The following is a 17613-nucleotide window of genomic DNA, read 5'->3' on the forward strand; positions in this document are numbered from 1 at the left end:
CGCGCTCCAATTGCGGTTTCAGTCAGGATTAGGCGGCTTGACGACCCGTATCATGCGAAATTAGAAGAAATACATGCAAAGATGGGCCAAAACTTATGCTGCCACGCAGCAATTCGGCGTGCTGCTGTTTGATGGGTTCTCCAACCATTGTCTTGCCAACACTGTCGAACCCCTGCGTGCGGCCAATATGCTGTCGGGGCAGGCATTGTATCAATGGCAGTTCCTGACGCTGAGCGGGCAGAATGCCCAAAGCTCCAGCGGGTTGCAGGTGGCGCCGCATCAGCGGCTGGCCGAGGCGTCGGGGGATGTGCTGGCCGTGATGCCGTCATACGGGTTCCAAAGCTATACGGGGTGGCAGGTTCAGACGGCTTTGCGTGCGGCGTCTCAGCGGTTCGCCGCGATGGCGGGTCTGGACACGGGCAGCTGGCTCCTGGCCGAAGCGGGGTTGCTGGACGGGCATCAGGCCACGATCCACTGGGAAGAGTTGACCGGGTTCGAGGAACGCTTTCCCGAGGTTGACACGCGGCGCGAGCGTTTCGTGATTGACCGGGATCGGATCACCTGTTCCGGGGCCATGGCGGCCTTTGATCTGGTGTTGCACATGATCGGGCGGGATCACGGACAGGCGCTGGCGTTAGAGGTCTCGCAGCTCTTCATGACCCGCGATTCCGCGCGCAGCCATGCGGGTGGGGCAGGGGCGGCCAGCCGGGTGGTCAACCGGGCGCTGGCGGTGATGCAGGAGCATCTGGAAGAGCCATTGCCCATTGCCGAGATCGCCCGCCGCGTGGGACGCACGCAAAAGGCGCTCGAGGTGCGGATGATGGCGGACCTCGGGGCGACGCCGCAGCGGGTCTATCGCCGCCTGCGACTGACCCTCGCCCGCAAGCTGGTGACCGAGACCGATCTGACTGTGTCCGAGATTGCGTTGCGCACGGGCTATGAGACACCCGCTGCCATGACCCGCGCGTTCAAGGCCGAGTTCGCGACAACCCCGCAGCAATTGCGCCGGGGCTAGCGCTTTCGGGTTTTCAGCCGTTCGCGCATCATCGCTTTGCCCTCGGGCGAGCCATCGTGAAACGTGCCAAACAGCTTGTCCCACGGGATTTCCAGCGTGCCATAGTTCACCTCGAAATAGCGGTGGTGCAGCTGGTGGTGGAAGTTGCCCAGATGCAGGCGTTTGCGCCCGCCTGCCCAGACCCCTTCGAACCCGGTGTGGGTGATGATGGCGTAAAGGCCATAGAACATCAGATGGCAGATCAGGTGCACGGGGTGTGTGGGCAGGAGGAAATGCACAAAGACGGTGCCGAAATAGAACAGGTGCTCCACCGGATGCATGCTTAGCCCCGACCACGGGCCGATGTCGGTGTTTCGATGGTGCAGGGCGTGGAACCGGTAAAAGAGGTCCGAGTGTAACACCCTGTGAATCCAGTAGAAATAGAAACTCTCCCAGATCGGGATGAGGAAAAAGATCACCACGAACCAGACCGGGTTTTGCGCCCACGTTAGGGTTGGGGCATAGCCATTTGCCATCGACCACCAGATCAGCGCCTCGTAACCGCTCCAGATCGTGACGCCTGAGGCGATGGCCCAAAAGATATTGTCGCGCAGCTGGTTGCCGAAACTAAAGATACGGCCGTCGCGGGGATAGGGGCGCGGGTCGAATTTGTGCTCGGTGCCTTGCAGGGCATAGCGGTGAAACACCATGTGCAGCCCATGGGCCAGCACCGTGGCCAGGATGCAGTTGCGCAGCCAGATCAGCCCGATCCACAGCCCCGGCGTGGTGGCTTGCTCCAGCGTCGGACTGGCGTAGACGTAGCTGAGACAGGCCAGCGCCACGATGCCAAGGTTGATCGAGAGTGGAAACCAGCTGTCCCAGTACCAGCGGAAAATCTCGACCGGTTTCCAGGGCCTCTGGAACAGCGGATTCACCCCAAGCGGCAGCTCAGGGGTATAGTTCCACTCTTTGCGATCACTCAACGGGCATGCATCCGCTTTTTGCGCGCCCGGGTTTCGGTCGTGGCCTCGGTCGATCCGTCATGGAAGGTGCCGAACCAGCGATCCCAGGGCATCTCCTGATTGCCATAGTTGCACTCATAATAGCGGTGATGCAGCTGGTGGTAAAATGTCCCCAGCGCCAGCCGACGCTTGTCGCGGATCAAAAGATCCTCATAGCCGGTGTGGGTCATCGCCGCGCCGGGCCCCTGAAACACCACGTGAAAGAACAGGTGGATCGAATGGCTTGCCACGACCCAATGGATGCAGAGCGAAGACAGGTAGATAAAATGCTCAACCGGGTGCATCGAGAACCCGGACCACGGCCCGATATTGACGTTGCGATGATGCAGGGCATGCACGCGCTTGTAGAGGAACGGCTGATGCAGCAGCCGGTGCACCCAGTAAAAGTGAAACGCCGACCAGATCGGAATCAGCACCAGCCACAGGACAAACCAGACCGGCGCGCTGGCAAAGGTGATGGTCGGCGCATAGCCGTTGGCCATCAGCCACATGGTCACCACCTGAAACCCGGTCAGCTGCGCCACGCCGGACCCCAGCGACCAGAACATGTTGTCTTTGACCTGATCGCTGAAATCCCAGAGCTTGTTGTTCCTGCCCTGATCGCGGTGCTCGAACTTGAGCTTTTTGCCCTGTCCTTTGCGCATGTAAAAGAACCAGTGCAAGCCGCCGGCCGAGGCCGCGATCAACAGGAAATTCGCCACCCAGACCTGCGCGATCCAACCCGGGGCAAAGCTCTGCGCCACCTCAAGCGAGGGGTAGACAAACAGCCACAACAGCACGGCGAGGACCACCATCATCACCCGCTCGCTCAGGGTCAGCCAGTTGTGCGCAACCCAGCGCAAAAGATGCGCAGGCCGCGGCGGCCAGTGAAAGATCGACGGGTCATGCAGGGGCAGTTCGGGGTGGTAATTCCATTCGCGGCTCATGTCCTGCAATGGGGGCAGTTCGCTCAATTCCAATCCTCCCTTATGGGACAATAACAGTCTCTATTCCGGCTTAACTCGCGTAATTTGACTGTTCGTCGTCAAGGATCGCCTTTAACTCGGCCAGATGGCGCACATCCTGCTCGGGGTAATCCTCGAGCTCTTGTGCGGTCTTCTCGGCAATCTCGTCGCTCAGCACGCGCAAGGGCTGGCCGGTTTGCAGCGCACGGATATAGGTCTCGGCGGCGCGCTCGAAATAATAGAGCCGGTTAAAGGTCTCGGCGACGGTATCGCCGATCACCATGACACCGTGATTGCCCATGATCATGGTCTTGACCTTGGGGTCGGTCAGCATGGCGGCGCACCGCTTGCCTTCGGATTCAAACGCCAGCCCGCCAAACTCTTCGTCGATGACGTGTCGATTGTAAAAGGTCGCGGTGTTCTGATCGATCGGCGGCATGCGGCTGTCCGCGAGGCTGGCCAGAACCGTGGCGTGGATCGAATGCACATGCATGGCGCAACGCGCATGGCCACAATAGCGGTGAATGCTGCCATGCAGACCCCAGGCGGTCGGATCGGGTGCACCGGGTTTGCTTAGAACGTCCGGGTCGTTGGCGTCCAGCAACAACAGATCGCTCGCCTTGATCCGGCTGAAATGCACCTGGTTGGGGTTCATCAGGAACTTGGTGCCGTCGTCATTCACCGACAGCGAAAAGTGGTTGGCAACGCCTTCATGCAGGTTCAGCCGGGCGGTCCAGCGAAAGGCCGCGGCCATGTCCACACGTTCCTGCCAGTAATCGAGGTTGGGGCGAAGGTCTGTCACGCTCATCAGGGATATCTCCTTGTTCTGTTCATGACTTGCCGTGGCCCGCGCGGCTTTACCAACGAAAAAAACGCGGCTATCTCATAAGTCAAACTAATGTGTGGATTATGCAAATGCAGAATACCCTGCCGCCGCTGAACTGGTTGCGCGCCTTCGAGGCCGCGGCACGGCACCTGTCCTTCACCGATGCCGCCGGTGAACTGCACATGACCCAAAGCGCCGTCAGCCAGCAAATCAAATCGCTCGAAGGGCATCTGGGCACGCCGCTGTTTCACCGCCGCCCGCGCACGCTCGAGCTGACGCCGACGGGACTCATGTACCTGCCCGTGGTGCGCGAGGCCTTTCGCACCCTGACCCGTGGCACCCGCGCGGTGCTGGGACCACAGGAGCAGGTCCTGCAGGTGCAAAGCAACATCACCTTTGCCATCCACTGGCTGGCGCCGCGACTGGGCCGGTTTCACGCGCGCCACCCCGAGGTGCAGCTGAGCATTCGCACCGAACTGTGGGAGCCGCGCGACATGGCCGAAGGCGCGGACGTGGAAATCCGCTACTCCCTGCGCCCCGCGCAACACCTTGATGCGCGCCTGATCCGGCAGGATCACTACTACCCGGTGACAGCGCCGGGCTACGCGGCCCGTCTGACGGACCTCGCAAAGCATCCGCTCTACGACTGCGCCAACCTGATGTGCAACTGGCCCTCCTGGGCCGAAGATCAGGCGCTGGAGTGGCCGAACCCCCATGTCACCTATTGCACGACCTACTCGGTCAGCATGGCCGTGGCCGCGGCCGGGGGCGGCGTCGCGCTGGCCCATGACACCATCGCCGCCGGCCTGATCGCCGAGGGCAAGCTGGTGGCGCCGTTTGAACACCGCGTCGCCATGCAAGAGGCCTATTACCTGATGATCGCCCCCCACGCGCGCGACATCCCGGCGGCGCGGCTGTTTTCCGACTGGTTGATCGAAGAGATTGCGTTGGAGGATTCTGGTAGCAGGTAGCTCTCCCGCCTCGATCACATCGCTGGCGCGATGCGCCCTCGTTGGGCGTGGCTCAGCAGAGCTGAGCCTATTGAGGGGCCTTGCCCCTCTGGGCCGATGGCCCATTCACCCCAGGATACTTTTGGCCAAAAGAACCCCAGGGGTTCTCCCCAGCCGCTGGGCCGGGGAGCTTCTCCTGGCGCGGCCATCGGCGTCCCCGCCTGTACCGCCGCACGAGTAAACAGCAGTGTGGTTAAGAAACCCTTGCTTCTTTTGGCCAAAAATATCCCGGGGGAGTCGCCATGGGCGACGGGGGCTGGCCCCCTGTTACAGCGGACGCGAGGCCACCCAGGCATAGCCGTTTAGACACATCAGATAGGCTTCGCGCAACCCGTGAGGTTTGTCGGCGGCTGCGGCCAACACATGCATGCCTGCGGCCTCGCCGCGCTGCACCGCGTCATCCGGGTCGGTGTCATAGAGGTGGATTTCCACGCCTGCGCCACGCACGCCGGACTCGGGCAGCAGGCCCAACAGGGGGTGGGAATGATAGGTGCCATCCGCATGGATCTGAAACACCTGATCGCCATAGGTCACGATGGCGAAATCCGGGGTCACCTGATGGGATGTCATGTCAAAAACAGTCTCTAACATGGCACAAAGAGCCGGAACGTCCCGCACCAGAAGGTTCAGCCCGATGCCGCGTAACGAGGCGCCGAACTCCGCCGCTTTGACAGTTTCAAAATCCATCTAAAACACCTTTCGCAAAACCTTCATTCGTCCCGAGCTTGATCCTCGCCCCTGCACATGTCAACGTGCGCTATGGAGCAAACCTCAATCAAAACCTGGGCCGAATGTGCCCCCCGTCTCGTCGCCGTGGCCGCCGGTCGCGCGCCTGCAGACACCGTGATCCGCAAGGGCCAATGGGTCAACGTCCACACCCGCGAAATTCTGCCCCACTCGGATATCGCCATGGCCGAGGGCCGTATTGCCTATGTCGGCCCGGATGCCAGCCATTGCATTGGCGACAATACCGAGATCATCGAAGCCAACGGGCGTTTCATGATCCCCGGCCTCTGCGATGCCCATATGCATATCGAAAGCGGCATGCTGACCCCGGCCGAATTTGCCCGCGCGGTGATCCCTCATGGCACCACGTCGATGTTCACCGATCCGCATGAGATCGCCAATGTGCTGGGCCTTGATGGCGTGCGCATGATGCATGACGAGGCGCTGATGCAGCCGGTCAACATCTTTACCCAGATGCCGTCCTGCGCCCCCTCGGCGCCGGGGCTGGAAACCACGGGGTACGAGATCGGACCCGACGATGTGGCCGAGGCCATGCAGTGGCCGGGCATCATCGGTCTGGGGGAAATGATGAACTTTCCCGGTGTGGTGAACGGTTCGCAACAGATGCTGGCCGAGATCGCCGCCACGCAGAATGCCGGGAAAACCGTGGGTGGGCATTACGCCAGCCCCGACCTTGGCCCCGCGTTCCACGCCTATGCGGCGGGTGGCCCGGCGGATGACCACGAAGGCACCTGCGAGGCGGATGCCATCGCCCGCGTGCGGCAGGGCATGCGCTCGATGATGCGGCTGGGCAGTGCCTGGTATGACGTCGAAACCCAGATCACCGCCGTGACGGAAAAGGGGCTTGATCCGCGCAGTTTCATCCTCTGCACCGACGATTGCCATTCCGGCACGCTGGTGCATGAAGGCCATATGAACCGTGTGGTGCGCCATGCCATTGCCTGCGGCTGTGACCCGGTGATTGCCTTGCAAATGGCGACGATCAACACCGCGACACACTTTGGACTGGAGCGTGAACTGGGCTCGATTGCACCCGGACGGCGCGCGGATGTGATCCTGACCAGTGACCTGACCGATCTGCCCATTGAACATGTCATTGCGCGGGGTCGGACCGTGGCCCGCGACGGCCAGATCACCATCGACTGCCCGCATTACAACTGGCCCGACACTGCCCGTAACACCGTGCATCTGGGTAAGACCCTGACCGCCAAAGATTTCGAGATTCCCGCCCCGGCAGGTGCCACCGAGGTCATCGCCAACGTCATTGGTGTGGTCGAAAATCAGGCCCCGACCAAGGCGCTGCAGGAACGCATCCCGGTGCGAGGAGGGCTCGCAGAGACCGAGGAGCTTGCGCAAGACATCTGCCAGATCGCGCTGGTCGAGCGTCACCGCGCCACAGGCGATGTGACCAACGGGTTTGTCTCCGGCTTTGGCTACACTGGCAACATGGCCATGGCGTCGACCGTGGCCCATGACAGCCACCACATGATCGTGGTCGGCACCAGCCGCGCCGACATGGCGCTGGCGGCGAACCGGCTGGGCGAGGTGGGCGGTGGTGTCACCGTCTTCAAGGACGGGCAAGAGATTGCCATGGTCGAACTGCCCATTGCCGGCCTCATGTCCGACAGCCCGGCGCAAGAGGTCGCGGCACGGGCGCAAAAGATGGTCGAGGCGATGGAGGCCTGTGGCTGCACGCTCAACAACGCCTATATGCAGCATTCGCTCTTGGCCCTCGTGGTCATCCCCGAGCTGCGCATTTCCGATCTCGGCATCGTCGATGTCAGAACCTTTGAACGCATCGACCTTTTGGAGCCCGCTGAATGACCCCGCAAAAAGACGCCCGCGTCGTCACCCCGACACTGCCCGCGCCCGAGGCCTTTACCGACCCAAAGGCCGCCGTCGACCGGCTGGAACAGCTTTACCAGGCCGCGACCACCTTTTTGTGTGACAAGTTTCGCCTTGTGCTGGAAAGCGGACCCAAGGAAAAACGCTTTCGCGCCTTTTACCCCGAGATCCGCATCACCACGACCAGCTTTGCCCAGGTCGACTCGCGCCTCAGCTTTGGGCATGTGGCCGAGCCGGGAACCCATGTGGCCACGATCACCCGGCCCGACCTGTTTCGCAGCTATCTCGAGCAACAGATCGACCTGTTGGTCTGTAACCACAATGCGCCCGTCATCATCGGCCCTTCGACCACGCCGATCCCGGTACATTTCGCCGTTTCGGGGGAAACCAACCTGACCGTGCCACAAGAGGGCGCCACCGCCTTCACCCTGCGCGACGTGTTTGACGTGCCGGTTCTGTCGACCACCAATGACGATATCGTCAACGGCACCTTTGTCTCCGAGGATGGCAGCGCGCCGCTTGCGCCCTTTACGGCGCAGCGCGTGGACTATTCGCTGGCCCGGCTCAGCCATTATACGGCCACGGATGCCGAGCATTTTCAGAACCACGTGCTGTTCACCAACTACCAATTCTATGTCTCGGAATTCGAAGCCTTTGCGCGCGAGCAGCTAAATGATCCCACCAGCGGCTACACCGCCTTTGTCAGCACCGGCAATGTCGAGATCACCGACGGTGACACGCTGATCCCACAGGTGCCGAAACAACCGCAGATGCCGACCTATCACCTGAAGCGCGCCGATGGCTCGGGCATTACGCTGGTGAATATCGGCGTCGGCCCTTCGAACGCCAAAACCGCCACCGACCACATCGCCGTGTTGCGGCCCCATGCATGGGTCATGGTCGGGCACTGTGCGGGCCTCAGAAACTCGCAGTCACTGGGGGATTTTGTCCTCGCCCACGCTTACCTGCGCGAAGATCACGTGCTGGATGACGACCTGCCCGTCTGGGTGCCGATCCCGGCGCTCGCCGAGGTGCAGATTGCGCTGGAACAGGCGGTGGCCTCGGTGACTGACCTCAAGGGCTATGACCTCAAGCGTGTGATGCGCACCGGCACCGTCGCCACCATCGACAACCGCAACTGGGAACTGCGGGATCAGTCCGGGCCGGTCCAGCGTCTGTCACAATCGCGCGCCATCGCACTGGATATGGAAAGCGCGACGATCGCGGCCAACGGATTTCGGTTCCGGGTGCCCTATGGCACGCTGCTCTGTGTCTCGGACAAACCGCTGCACGGCGAATTGAAACTGCCCGGCATGGCCTCGGATTTCTATCAGACCCAGGTGGCCCGTCACCTGATGATCGGCATCCGCGCGATGGAGGCCCTGCGCGATATGCCGCTGGAACGCCTGCATTCCCGGAAACTGCGCAGCTTTGACGAAACCGCGTTCCTGTAGCGCATATTCCGGGTGTTTTGCCTTGCCCCCTGACTCGGAAACGCCCATAAAAACTTGGCGGTTCCGGGTGCAGCACCAACACCAGCGGTCCCAAGACTAGGCCAAAACGTGCTGGTTTCCCCGAGGTCAGTCAGCGGATTTGACCCATTTGGTCAAAAAATCGGTGGAAATCCGCAAAAAAAGGGGTTTTCGCAACCACTATTCGTTGTGTTCACACACCATATCCCGTTAAATGCCCGACACGAGGCCCTACAAATCGGGCAGACTAAGGAGACCTATAATGGCAAAACCGATGACCAAGACCCAACTCGTCGCCGCACTGGCCGATGACATGGGCACCGACAAGAAATCCGCTGCTGCCGCATTGGAAGCCGTTTGCGCCCTGATCACCCGCGAAGTTTCGGGTGGCGGTGCAGTGACCCTGCCCGGCGTTGGCAAGATCTACTGCCGCGAGCGCCCCGAGCGCATGGTTCGCAACCCGGCCACCGGTGAGCAGATCAAGAAAGAAGCCGACAAAGTGGTCAAAATGACCATCGCCAAAGCGCTGAAAGACAGCGTCAACGGCTAAGCTTTCGCTTACTGAATTACGGAAAGGGTCGCCTTGGGGCGACCCTTTTTGTTTGGGGGATTTGGGCGCCGTGAAAGCGGGATGCTTACCCAGCCGCCTGACGCTCGGTCCATTCCCGCAAAGCGACTGGGTCTTTGATCCGAACGGCGCGCAATTCGCTTTGCACCCCCACCGGTTTCAAACGAGCAAAGGCGCGCGACAGACTTTCCGGTTTGATCCCCAGCAATCCGGCCAGGACCACTTTGCCAAATGGCAGGGCGACGCTGCCACCACCACCATTTTGTTCAGTCAGGTCCAGCAGGTATTCACCCAGCCGACGGGTGGCGGTCTTGACCTTCAGGCTTTCGATCTGGCTGGTCATATTGTCCAGGTGTCCCTGGGCGGCGGTCATAACGGCAGTGGCAAGTTCGGCACGGGCGTTTTTACACGAGCAGATATCCGACAGATCCAGCATCAGGACCTCACAATCCGAAATCACCTCGGCACCGTTGGCCGCGACGCCCCCCGTCATGGCGGGCACCTCGTCAAAGCTTTCGCCCCGGCCCAAGGTTGACAGAACCGCTTCGTGACCGTTTTCGCTGACCCGGTACACTTTGACCCAGCCCCGGACGACGATCTTCAACGTGCCTGCCTGCTCGCCTTGGATGGACAGTGTCTCGCCACTGGACAGGGTGCGTGTTCGCGCCCGCCCCAGCAGACACTCGCGCACCTGAGGAGACAGCGCACGCAGCAATGCGCTTGCGTCAACGAGATGTGTCAGAGAGCTGGCCATTGCGGGCGATTTTCCTTCAAGTGTGAACTAAAACACTACGCAAGTGTGGTGAATTGCGACTTGAGGCAGATCAAGGCCGGCGAAAAATAGGGGCTTTACGCACTTGTTTGATTTTCTTTGGTGGGCAGATCGCTCCCAGCCTCAGGAAATAAATTTTTGAATTTCAATAGTATAGCCACTCGGGTCTTCGCAGAAGAAACTGTAGATGCCGAAGCGTTCCAGCTTTTCCGGCGGCCCTTTCACTGTGGTCCCTGCGGCAACCAGACGGTCATACCAGCCGTCCACGTCGTCCGTCAGCAGGGTGATCATGCTGCCCGCTGGCTCGACCACCCGATCCTCAAACGCCGTACACACGCCGATCTTTGCGCCGGGCAGGGGTTCGAAAATCACCGCCGCCCCGGCATCGCGCCACACGGGCAATCCCAGCGCGTCGCGGTAAAAGGCCACCGAGGCCACAAGGTCATGCGTGTAGACCCAGGTGATCTGGCCCGTAATCTGGCCCGTTATCTCCATCATCCGCCCTCCTGTGGCAGGTCGCGTGCAGAGCGTTTGACACCCCACATCAACACCAGCGTGGTCATCACGAAATAGACCGCCACACCGATGTATTGCGGGCCCAGCTCAAGGCCCAGGTCAATCAGCACACCCGTCAATCCCGGCCCGATGGCCGATCCCAGCACCATCACCGCCGCCGCCAGCGCCTTGATCGCGCCGATATGGGCGGTGCCATAGAACTCGGCCCAAAAGGCATTGGGCAGCGTGGCATTGGCCCCGGCTGAAAGCGCAAAGAAAAACAGCCCCACAAACAGGCCCAGACTGCCGCCCGTCAGCGCAAAGAACAGGAACCCGATGGCCGCCGGGAACAGGTAAAACGGGATCAGCCGCGCGGTGCCAAGACGGTCCAGTGCCCAGCCCGTGGCCACCATCGACCCGATCGACATGGCCGTGAACACCGGAAAAAACGCGACCAGCTGCACGTGGCTCATGCCCTTTAGGGCCGCGTAATGCACCTGATGGAAAAAGAACGCCGTGCCAAAGGCCGACATGCCCAGGATCGAAGGCACCATGACCCAGAACAAGGGATGGCGCAGGGCCTCGGTCCGTGTCCAATGCCGGTTCTGCATGCCGAGACTGGCGCTGCTCTCAATGAACTGACCCGGCGTGCGCTCTTTGCCCAGCAGCCACGCCAGCACCGGGATGCCCAACAGGCTGACCGCCGCCGCCACGGCCCACAAGAGGCGCCAGTCCACAACCACCATCAGCGCCACGAACAACACCGGCAGCAACGCCTCTCCCAGCGAAAACCCGAGGTTCGCCACCGACAGGGCCCGTCCCCGCGTGGCCACGAACCAGCGCGCCATGGCGACCACCGCGATATGGGTGCTCATGCCCTGCCCAAAGAACCGCAGGGCAAAGATCACCCCCACCAGCGCCCAGGCCCATTGGTTGGTCGCCATCACCAGACAGGCCAGGGCCAGCCCCATCAGGATCACCGGCCCCAACACCCGCACCCGGAAATGATCCGTCAGCACGCCCGCCCAGATCATCACCACCGCCGAGACACTGGTGCCGATCATATAGATGCCACCCCATTCCCCGTGGCTCAGCCCAAATTCCGCGCGAATTTCCCCGGCAAAGATGCTGATAAAAAACGTCTGCCCGAAACTGGACATGAACGTCATCAGGGCACCCGCCGCAAGGAACGGCGCATTGGCGCGAAGGAAACCATCTGCTCTCATGTCTCTGGCTTGCCTGTGGTTTCTTCACACCGCAAGCACAATCGCGACATGAGCTGCGACATGCGCGTTGCAGACCCCGGTGGAATAGGCTTACATCGCGCGAAACTTAACATGTGAGACAGGTCATGGATTTCCGCGCAATTGGGATGGGGCTCTTGTTTGCCTTTATCTGGTCCTCGGCCTTTACCTCGGCGCGGATCATCGTGGCGGATGCGCCGCCTTTCGCCATCTCGGCCATCCGGTTTGCCATTGCCGGCATCATCGGCGTCGCCATTGCCCGCGCGCTGGGCCAGACGTGGCATCTGACCCGTGACCAGTGGCGGGCGACGCTGATCTTTGGCCTCTGCCAAAACGCGCTTTATCTTGGCCTGAACTTTCTGGCCATGACCACGGTCGAGGCGTCCCTGGCTTCGATCGTAGCTTCGACCATGCCGCTGATCGTGGCCTTTATCGGCTGGGCCATCCTGCGTGAACGCCTGCGTCCGATGGCGGCCTTTGGCCTTGCCCTTGGGTTTGCGGGCGTGGTGATCATCATGGGCGCACGCATGGGGACCGGTGTTGATCTTCTTGGTCTTGCCTATTGCGTGATTGGCGCCATTGCGCTGGCGGTGGCCACGTTGATGGTGCGCGGCGCCTCGTCGGGTGGCAACATGATGATGATCGTCGGCCTGCAGATGTTCGTCGGGGCCGCCGTGCTGTTCGTGGCCTCGCTGATCTTTGAAACCTGGGTGTTCAACTGGAACGCACGCATGCTGACCGCGCTGACCTATACGATCCTCGCGCCGGGGCTGCTGGCGACGTGGATCTGGTTTGCCCTTGTGGCCCGTATCGGCGCGGTCAAGGCGGCGACCTTCCACTTTCTCAACCCCTTTTTCGGGGTTGCTGTCGCGGCCGTGATCCTGGGCGAGGACCTGAGGATGATGGATGTCATCGGCGTTGTCATCATTGCCGCCGGTATCCTTGCCGTGCAGCTTTCGAAACAATCCAACACGCCCAAGTGATGACCTGTCAGAGGTCTTTGTACTGACAACACATTCCAAACGCGCCACACAAGGGGCATGGAACTCGTCTTTGCCTATATCGCGGGGCTTCTGACCCTCATCAACCCTTGCGTTCTGCCGGTCCTGCCCATCGTTCTGGCCACATCGCTGCAGGCCAGCCGCCACGGGCCGCTGGTGTTGGCGGCAGGCATGAGCCTCAGTTTTGTGACCCTTGGCATGGCCGTGACCACCTTTGGCTATGCCCTTGGCCTGAATGAACAGGACATCGCCCGCGCCGGTGCGGTTCTGATGATCGGCTTTGGCCTGATCCTGCTGGTGCCACGTTTTTCCGCCGCGTTTTCCACCGCCACCGCCGGGGTCGCGGCCAGTGCAGACGCCGGTCTGGACACTGTCGACCGCAAAACCCTGCGTGGCCAGTTCCTTGGAGGCATGCTCTTGGGTGCGGTCTGGAGCCCTTGCGTCGGTCCCACCCTTGGCGGTGCCATCTCGCTGGCCAGTCAGGGGCAGAGCCTTGGATGGGCTGCGGCGATCATGGTGTTCTTTGCCCTTGGTGTGTCCACCATCATCCTTGCGCTGGGCTATGGCGCACGGTCCGCGCTGATGAAGCGTCAGGCCCTGATGCGCCGCATCGCCGTTGCCGCGCGCCCGGTGATGGGCATCGTCTTTGTCGCCGTTGGCCTGATGCTTTTGCTCAACGTCCACCACATGCTCGAGGCCTGGCTGCTGTCCGTGCTGCCTGCCTGGCTGATCGATCTTTCCGTATCCGTCTAAACAGGAGACCTACCCATGAACCGTCGTGACTTTCTCATTCTGTCGACCGCAGCCGCCGTGGCCCTGCCCGGCGTTGCAGTGGCGGCAGCCAACTACACCCCCGGCCTCGTGCAAAAGCACCTTGATGCGGGCGACACCGTGTTTCTGGATTTCAAAACCGACTGGTGCACCACATGTGCCGCGCAGGAACGTGTCATCAATGCGCTGAAATCCGAGAATCCCGCCTACGAGAAAAACATCGTCTTCGTGGATGTCGACTGGGACGAGTATTCTGACGCCGACCTGTCCCGCGCCTTGAAAATTCCGCGCCGCTCGACCCTTGTCGTTCTAAAGGGCAAGGACGAATTGGGCCGCATCGTGGCCGGCACATCCAAGGCCGACATCAAGGCGCTGATGGACACCGCCCTGACCGCCGCGATGAGCGCCTGATCGCCCGATTCCAGTGAAATACCCATGTTGTACAACTTGGGTATACCCCCTGAAAAATGTTGTACAACATGGGCAGTGGCCCGAAAAAATGTTGTACAACTTGGTCATTTTGCGGAATCCGGCCCGCCAGGTTAACAAATCCTTGCCAGCCCGCCGTGGGCCGCTACGCTTGCGCCATGGCCCGAGAAAACCCACATCGCCCGTTCACGCCAGACCCCGAACAGATGGCTGTGTTCCCCGAGATTTCGGGGAATGACGTCAACGGACTGGGCGAGGAAACGCCCCGGCCTGTGCGCATGATCTACTGGGCGCCGAACCCGCCAGACATCCCGCATGGCGATCTGCAGATGTACTTTTATGGCCAAAGCGCCAAAGTCCCTGCCTTTGCCGAGGCCCGCGCCAAACGGCAAGAGGTTCTTGACGCGCCCCTGCCTGCTGTCGCGCCTGAGATTGTGCAAAACAGTCCCGAGGGATGGACTAACTCACTGACACAATTCATTGAATCTGGGGATTGCGAACTCGCTGGCGTGGCCGAAGTGCGCGGTGATTGGATCATGGAAGGCCACGAGATCACCCAGTCTCGCGTCATTGTTCTGGGCGTTGTGCACGATTATGGCGAAATATCACAAGCGCCCGATCCTGCCGCCGGGCTTGAGGTCATGGCGCAATATGGCCGTGCCGCCGCCGCTGCCAAGACCGTCGCAGGCTGGCTGCGCGAACAGGGCTGGGACGCCGAACCGATCACCGGCCCGATGTCCGGCGCGCTTTTGATGATCCCCGCAGCCCTTTCCGCGGGGTTTGGCGAATTGGGCAAACACGGCTCGATCATCAACCCCACCTATGGCTCTTCCTTCCGCCTCTCCGCCGTCCTCACCAACGCCCCCTTCGCCCCAACCCCGGCCGTGGATGCGGGCATCGATGGGTTTTGCGCCAGCTGCAAAATCTGCGAAGACGCCTGTCCGCCAGAGGCGATATTTCAGGAAAAACAAATGGTTAGAGGAAAGTCAAAGTGGTACGTCAACTTTGACAAATGCCTGCCGTTCTTCAACCAGACCCATGGCTGTGCGATCTGTATCGCGGTCTGTCCGTGGTCCCGGCCCGGCGTCGGACCCAACCTTGCCGCCAAGCTCGCGCGGCGAGCCGAGCGGCTCGAAAACGAAGGTTAGCGCGCCGCGTCCGCCGCCGGTCTGCCAGCCTGCAGCGTGCGCACCATGCGCTGCATCCGCTCGCCAGCGTGGCGGAAGAACATCGTGTAGCTCTCGCAGAAATAGTTGTGCCCCGCCTCACCATCTTTGGACGTGGCAAAGCGCTGTTTCGGACAGCCGCCGTTACAGGCAAAGCGGAATTGGCAGGACTGGCATTGCTGGGTCAGATCGGTCTTTTTCGCCTGACCAAAATCCTCCATCCGATCCGTCCAGACCATCTCGCGCAGTGGATTTTCCATAATGTTTCCAAGACGATACTCGGGGTAAACAAAATGGTCACAGGCATAAAGACTGCCGTCATGTTCCACCGCCAGCCCGTTGCCGCAGGTCTCGGCATAGACACAAAGCGTGCTGGGCATGCCCATCCAAAGCCCCAGTTGCACATCGAAATACTGCACAAAAATCTTGCCGATGTCGTTGGCCCACCAGGTGTCAAAGACGTCACACAGGAACTTGCCATAGGCGCGCGGGCTGACGCTCCACTTGGTCACGGTGTTGCCGGGGTCCATGTCCACCTGCGGTGCTGCCGCCAGCCCGTCACCGGTGGCTGCGTTGCGCTCGGCGATTGGAATGAACTGGATAAAGTCGATCCCTAAGCTCTTGATAAACTTGTAAACTTCTTTGCCTTTACCGCCGTTGCCCCGATTCACAACTGTCAGGGCGTTATGCTCAACCTCGTGACGTTGCAGCACCTCAAGCCCACGCATCACTGAGTCAAAAGTGGGCCGTTGTTGACGGTCAACCCGATAGCGATCATGCACTTTCTTGGGTCCATCAATGCTGATCCCAACAAGAAAGTTGTTTTCTTTCAGGAAGGTACCCCAGTCATCATCCAACAAGATTCCGTTGGTCTGAAAGGCGTTGGTGACCTTCACCCCCTTGGGCGTATGCTTTTGTTGCAGCGCCACGATCTTGCGAAAGTGATCGACGCCCAACATCGTCGGCTCACCCCCCTGCCAGGCAAAAGGCACCTCGGCCATGCCGCCCTCGAGCGAGGTTTCAATCAGCTGCCGGATATAGGTCTCCAGCACGTCATCGCCCATCTTGAATTTCTTCTCCTGCGGAAATTGTTTTTCCTTTTCAAGGTAATAACAATACTCGCAAGCGATGTTACAGCGCGGCCCCATTGGTTTGGCCATGATGTGAAAGGGTTTCGGGTGCATGCTGTCCTCGGTGCGCGGTGGTTCGCTACATCTAGGGTCAAACCACGGTTCAGGCAAAAGAAAAAGGCCTGCGCGTGGCAGGCCTTTGATAGCGTCGAGAGACTTTGACCTCAGATCAGGCCGGCATGGGCCATGGCAGCGTCGATCTGCGCTTTGACGCCATCGCTCAGACCCACCAGGGGCAGGCGGACCTCTTCGTTGCACAGGCCCAGTTTCGACATCGCGTATTTCGCGCCGACCAGACCCGGCTCGGCAAAGATCGCAATGTGCAATGGCATCAGTTTGTCCTGATATTCCAGTGCCTTGGTGAAATCTCCAGCCAGGGTTGCTGCCTGGAACTCGGCGCAGAGTTTCGGCGCCACGTTGGCGGTGACCGAGATGCAGCCAACACCGCCGTGGGCGTTGAAACCAAGCGCGGTGGCGTCTTCGCCCGAGAGCTGGATGAAATCCGTGCCACAGGTGATGCGCTGCTGCGGGACGCGCGCCAGATCACCGGTTGCGTCCTTTACACCGGCGATGCGCGGCAGCGCGGCCAGTTCGCCCATGGTCTCGGGCGACATGTCGACAACCGAACGACCGGGGATATTGTAGATGATGATCGGCAGGTTGCAGCAGTCGTGCACAGCGGTGAAATGCGCCACCAACCCGCGCTGGGTCGGCTTGTTGTAGTAGGGGGTCACCACAAGGATACCATCCGCGCCCGCTTTTTCAGCGGCTTGCGCCAGACGCATGGACTCCAGCGTGTTGTTGGACCCGGCCCCGGCGATCACCGGCACACGGCCAGCGGCGGCGCGCACAACGGTATCCACAACCGCGTCGTGTTCTTCGTGTGTCAGCGTGGGGCTTTCGCCCGTGGTGCCGACAGGCACAAACCCGGTCGACCCTTCGCCGATATGCCACTCGACCAGCTTCTTGAGCGTTTCCAAATCCAGCTCGCCGTTCGTGAACGGCGTGACGAGTGCGGGTAGAGACCCTTTGAACATGACACGCTCCTTTTCTTGCGGTGCTGGGCAGGACGCCCTTTGATGAACTCGCGCGGACCCTAGCGGCCCGATGCCGCCTTGCCAAGTTTGTGATTTGTCGGCAGGCTGAGTGGCATTTATTGATGGGTTCTATCCTTTGT

Annotated in this window: 18 protein-coding genes; 9 read left to right on the forward strand and 9 right to left on the reverse strand. The window is 60.8% G+C overall.

The genetic code is table 11. The annotated features are described in order from the left end of the window. Positions 1–73: 73 nt before the first annotated feature. Positions 74–1015: a GlxA family transcriptional regulator gene (locus tag EK369_RS08550; protein ID WP_127113520.1), complete on the forward strand. Its 942-nt coding sequence runs from the start codon at positions 74–76 to the stop codon at positions 1013–1015. Here EK369_RS08550 and EK369_RS08555 read toward each other — a convergent pair. The 3 genes from EK369_RS08555 to EK369_RS08565 all read right to left on the reverse strand — a co-directional run bounded on the left by EK369_RS08555 (position 1012) and on the right by EK369_RS08565 (position 3768). Next, positions 1012–1977 carry a sterol desaturase family protein gene (locus EK369_RS08555; RefSeq protein ID WP_127113522.1) on the reverse strand — a complete coding sequence of 322 codons (966 nt, stop codon included), beginning with the start codon at positions 1975–1977 and terminating at the stop codon, positions 1012–1014. The two genes, EK369_RS08550 and EK369_RS08555, sit on opposite strands and share 4 nt — an antisense overlap. Further along, positions 1974–2942: a sterol desaturase family protein gene (locus EK369_RS08560; RefSeq protein ID WP_127114053.1), complete on the reverse strand. Its 969-nt coding sequence runs from the start codon at positions 2940–2942 to the stop codon at positions 1974–1976. Before EK369_RS08560 ends, EK369_RS08555 begins: the two co-directional genes overlap by 4 nt. A 70-nt stretch (positions 2943–3012) precedes the next feature. Continuing rightward, positions 3013–3768 (reverse strand): class II aldolase and adducin N-terminal domain-containing protein, encoded by a 756-nt coding sequence (locus tag EK369_RS08565; protein WP_127113524.1) that lies wholly within the window; start codon positions 3766–3768, stop codon positions 3013–3015. A 107-nt stretch (positions 3769–3875) separates the two neighbouring features. Here EK369_RS08565 and EK369_RS08570 point away from each other — a divergent pair, with 107 nt between their 5' ends. After that, complete coding sequence (locus tag EK369_RS08570; protein WP_127113526.1) at positions 3876–4757, forward strand: LysR family transcriptional regulator; 882 nt, start codon at positions 3876–3878, stop codon at positions 4755–4757. A gap of 306 nt (positions 4758–5063) precedes the next feature. Here the strand turns inward: EK369_RS08570 and EK369_RS08575 are convergent, their stop codons facing one another. Continuing rightward, positions 5064–5483, reverse strand: coding sequence for a VOC family protein (locus tag EK369_RS08575; RefSeq protein ID WP_127113528.1), 420 nt, complete (start codon positions 5481–5483; stop codon positions 5064–5066). A 72-nt stretch (positions 5484–5555) separates the two neighbouring features. Here EK369_RS08575 and ade point away from each other — a divergent pair, with 72 nt between their 5' ends. From ade to EK369_RS08590, 3 genes are all read left to right on the forward strand, one after another. Continuing rightward, entirely contained in the window at positions 5556–7367 is a 1812-nt protein-coding gene (ade, locus tag EK369_RS08580; protein ID WP_127113530.1) for an adenine deaminase, read from the forward strand. Continuing rightward, positions 7364–8842 (forward strand): AMP nucleosidase, encoded by a 1479-nt coding sequence (locus EK369_RS08585; RefSeq protein ID WP_127113532.1) that lies wholly within the window; start codon positions 7364–7366, stop codon positions 8840–8842. Before ade ends, EK369_RS08585 begins: the two co-directional genes overlap by 4 nt. A gap of 280 nt (positions 8843–9122) precedes the next feature. Next, complete coding sequence (locus tag EK369_RS08590; RefSeq protein WP_127113534.1) at positions 9123–9410, forward strand: HU family DNA-binding protein; 288 nt, start codon at positions 9123–9125, stop codon at positions 9408–9410. A gap of 85 nt (positions 9411–9495) precedes the next feature. Here the strand turns inward: EK369_RS08590 and EK369_RS08595 are convergent, their stop codons facing one another. The 3 genes from EK369_RS08595 to EK369_RS08605 form a co-directional block, all read right to left on the reverse strand. Continuing rightward, the gene (locus EK369_RS08595) at positions 9496–10182 is read right to left on the reverse strand and encodes a Crp/Fnr family transcriptional regulator (protein WP_127113536.1); all 687 of its coding nucleotides are present in this window, start codon (positions 10180–10182) and stop codon (positions 9496–9498) included. 141 nt (positions 10183–10323) lie between these two features. Next, positions 10324–10698: a VOC family protein gene (locus tag EK369_RS08600; RefSeq protein WP_127113538.1), complete on the reverse strand. Its 375-nt coding sequence runs from the start codon at positions 10696–10698 to the stop codon at positions 10324–10326. Continuing rightward, positions 10695–11921: an MFS transporter gene (locus EK369_RS08605; protein ID WP_127113540.1), complete on the reverse strand. Its 1227-nt coding sequence runs from the start codon at positions 11919–11921 to the stop codon at positions 10695–10697. Before EK369_RS08605 ends, EK369_RS08600 begins: the two co-directional genes overlap by 4 nt. Before the next feature lie 125 nt (positions 11922–12046). Between EK369_RS08605 and EK369_RS08610 the strand changes: the two genes are divergently transcribed. The 4 genes from EK369_RS08610 (at position 12047) to EK369_RS08625 (ending at position 15288) form a co-directional block, all read left to right on the forward strand. Next, a complete protein-coding gene (locus EK369_RS08610; protein WP_127113541.1) occupies positions 12047–12922 on the forward strand; it encodes a DMT family transporter in 876 nt (291 codons plus the stop codon). Positions 12923–12979: 57 nt separating this feature from the next. Further along, positions 12980–13693: a cytochrome c biogenesis CcdA family protein gene (locus tag EK369_RS08615; RefSeq protein ID WP_127113543.1), complete on the forward strand. Its 714-nt coding sequence runs from the start codon at positions 12980–12982 to the stop codon at positions 13691–13693. Between the two features lie 15 nt (positions 13694–13708). Next, positions 13709–14122, forward strand: a complete 414-nt coding sequence (locus EK369_RS08620; RefSeq protein WP_127113545.1) for a thioredoxin family protein — start codon at positions 13709–13711, stop codon at positions 14120–14122. Between the two features lie 176 nt (positions 14123–14298). Continuing rightward, complete coding sequence (locus EK369_RS08625) at positions 14299–15288, forward strand: 4Fe-4S dicluster domain-containing protein (protein ID WP_127113546.1); 990 nt, start codon at positions 14299–14301, stop codon at positions 15286–15288. On the opposite strand, the gene EK369_RS08630 is transcribed toward EK369_RS08625, so the two are convergent. Further along, entirely contained in the window at positions 15285–16466 is a 1182-nt protein-coding gene (locus EK369_RS08630) for an anaerobic sulfatase maturase (RefSeq protein ID WP_235871375.1), read from the reverse strand. The two genes, EK369_RS08625 and EK369_RS08630, sit on opposite strands and share 4 nt — an antisense overlap. 134 nt (positions 16467–16600) lie before the next feature. Further along, a complete protein-coding gene (gene dapA / locus EK369_RS08635) occupies positions 16601–17473 on the reverse strand; it encodes a 4-hydroxy-tetrahydrodipicolinate synthase (protein WP_127113550.1) in 873 nt (290 codons plus the stop codon). Positions 17474–17613 lie beyond the last annotated feature (140 nt).

The organism is Shimia sediminis, assembly GCF_003990645.1.
GTDB lineage: Bacteria > Pseudomonadota > Alphaproteobacteria > Rhodobacterales > Rhodobacteraceae > Shimia > Shimia sediminis.

What these genes read in the sequence shown, in the direction of transcription:
- EK369_RS08585 (WP_127113532.1), top strand. Translation starts at nt 7,364, where the DNA reads ATGACCCCGCAAAAAGACGCCCGCGTCGTCACCCCGACACTGCCCGCG.
- dapA (WP_127113550.1), bottom strand. Translation starts at nt 17,473, where the DNA reads ATGTTCAAAGGGTCTCTACCCGCACTCGTCACGCCGTTCACGAACGGC.
- EK369_RS08570 (WP_127113526.1), top strand. Translation starts at nt 3,876, where the DNA reads ATGCAGAATACCCTGCCGCCGCTGAACTGGTTGCGCGCCTTCGAGGCC.
- EK369_RS08565 (WP_127113524.1), bottom strand. Translation starts at nt 3,768, where the DNA reads ATGAGCGTGACAGACCTTCGCCCCAACCTCGATTACTGGCAGGAACGT.
- EK369_RS08575 (WP_127113528.1), bottom strand. Translation starts at nt 5,483, where the DNA reads ATGGATTTTGAAACTGTCAAAGCGGCGGAGTTCGGCGCCTCGTTACGC.
- EK369_RS08630 (WP_235871375.1), bottom strand. Translation starts at nt 16,466, where the DNA reads ATGGCCAAACCAATGGGGCCGCGCTGTAACATCGCTTGCGAGTATTGT.
- EK369_RS08610 (WP_127113541.1), top strand. Translation starts at nt 12,047, where the DNA reads ATGGATTTCCGCGCAATTGGGATGGGGCTCTTGTTTGCCTTTATCTGG.
- EK369_RS08560 (WP_127114053.1), bottom strand. Translation starts at nt 2,942, where the DNA reads ATGAGCCGCGAATGGAATTACCACCCCGAACTGCCCCTGCATGACCCG.
- EK369_RS08620 (WP_127113545.1), top strand. Translation starts at nt 13,709, where the DNA reads ATGAACCGTCGTGACTTTCTCATTCTGTCGACCGCAGCCGCCGTGGCC.
- ade (WP_127113530.1), top strand. Translation starts at nt 5,556, where the DNA reads ATGGAGCAAACCTCAATCAAAACCTGGGCCGAATGTGCCCCCCGTCTC.
- EK369_RS08615 (WP_127113543.1), top strand. Translation starts at nt 12,980, where the DNA reads ATGGAACTCGTCTTTGCCTATATCGCGGGGCTTCTGACCCTCATCAAC.
- EK369_RS08550 (WP_127113520.1), top strand. Translation starts at nt 74, where the DNA reads ATGCAAAGATGGGCCAAAACTTATGCTGCCACGCAGCAATTCGGCGTG.
- EK369_RS08625 (WP_127113546.1), top strand. Translation starts at nt 14,299, where the DNA reads ATGGCCCGAGAAAACCCACATCGCCCGTTCACGCCAGACCCCGAACAG.
- EK369_RS08605 (WP_127113540.1), bottom strand. Translation starts at nt 11,921, where the DNA reads ATGAGAGCAGATGGTTTCCTTCGCGCCAATGCGCCGTTCCTTGCGGCG.
- EK369_RS08595 (WP_127113536.1), bottom strand. Translation starts at nt 10,182, where the DNA reads ATGGCCAGCTCTCTGACACATCTCGTTGACGCAAGCGCATTGCTGCGT.
- EK369_RS08590 (WP_127113534.1), top strand. Translation starts at nt 9,123, where the DNA reads ATGGCAAAACCGATGACCAAGACCCAACTCGTCGCCGCACTGGCCGAT.
- EK369_RS08600 (WP_127113538.1), bottom strand. Translation starts at nt 10,698, where the DNA reads ATGATGGAGATAACGGGCCAGATTACGGGCCAGATCACCTGGGTCTAC.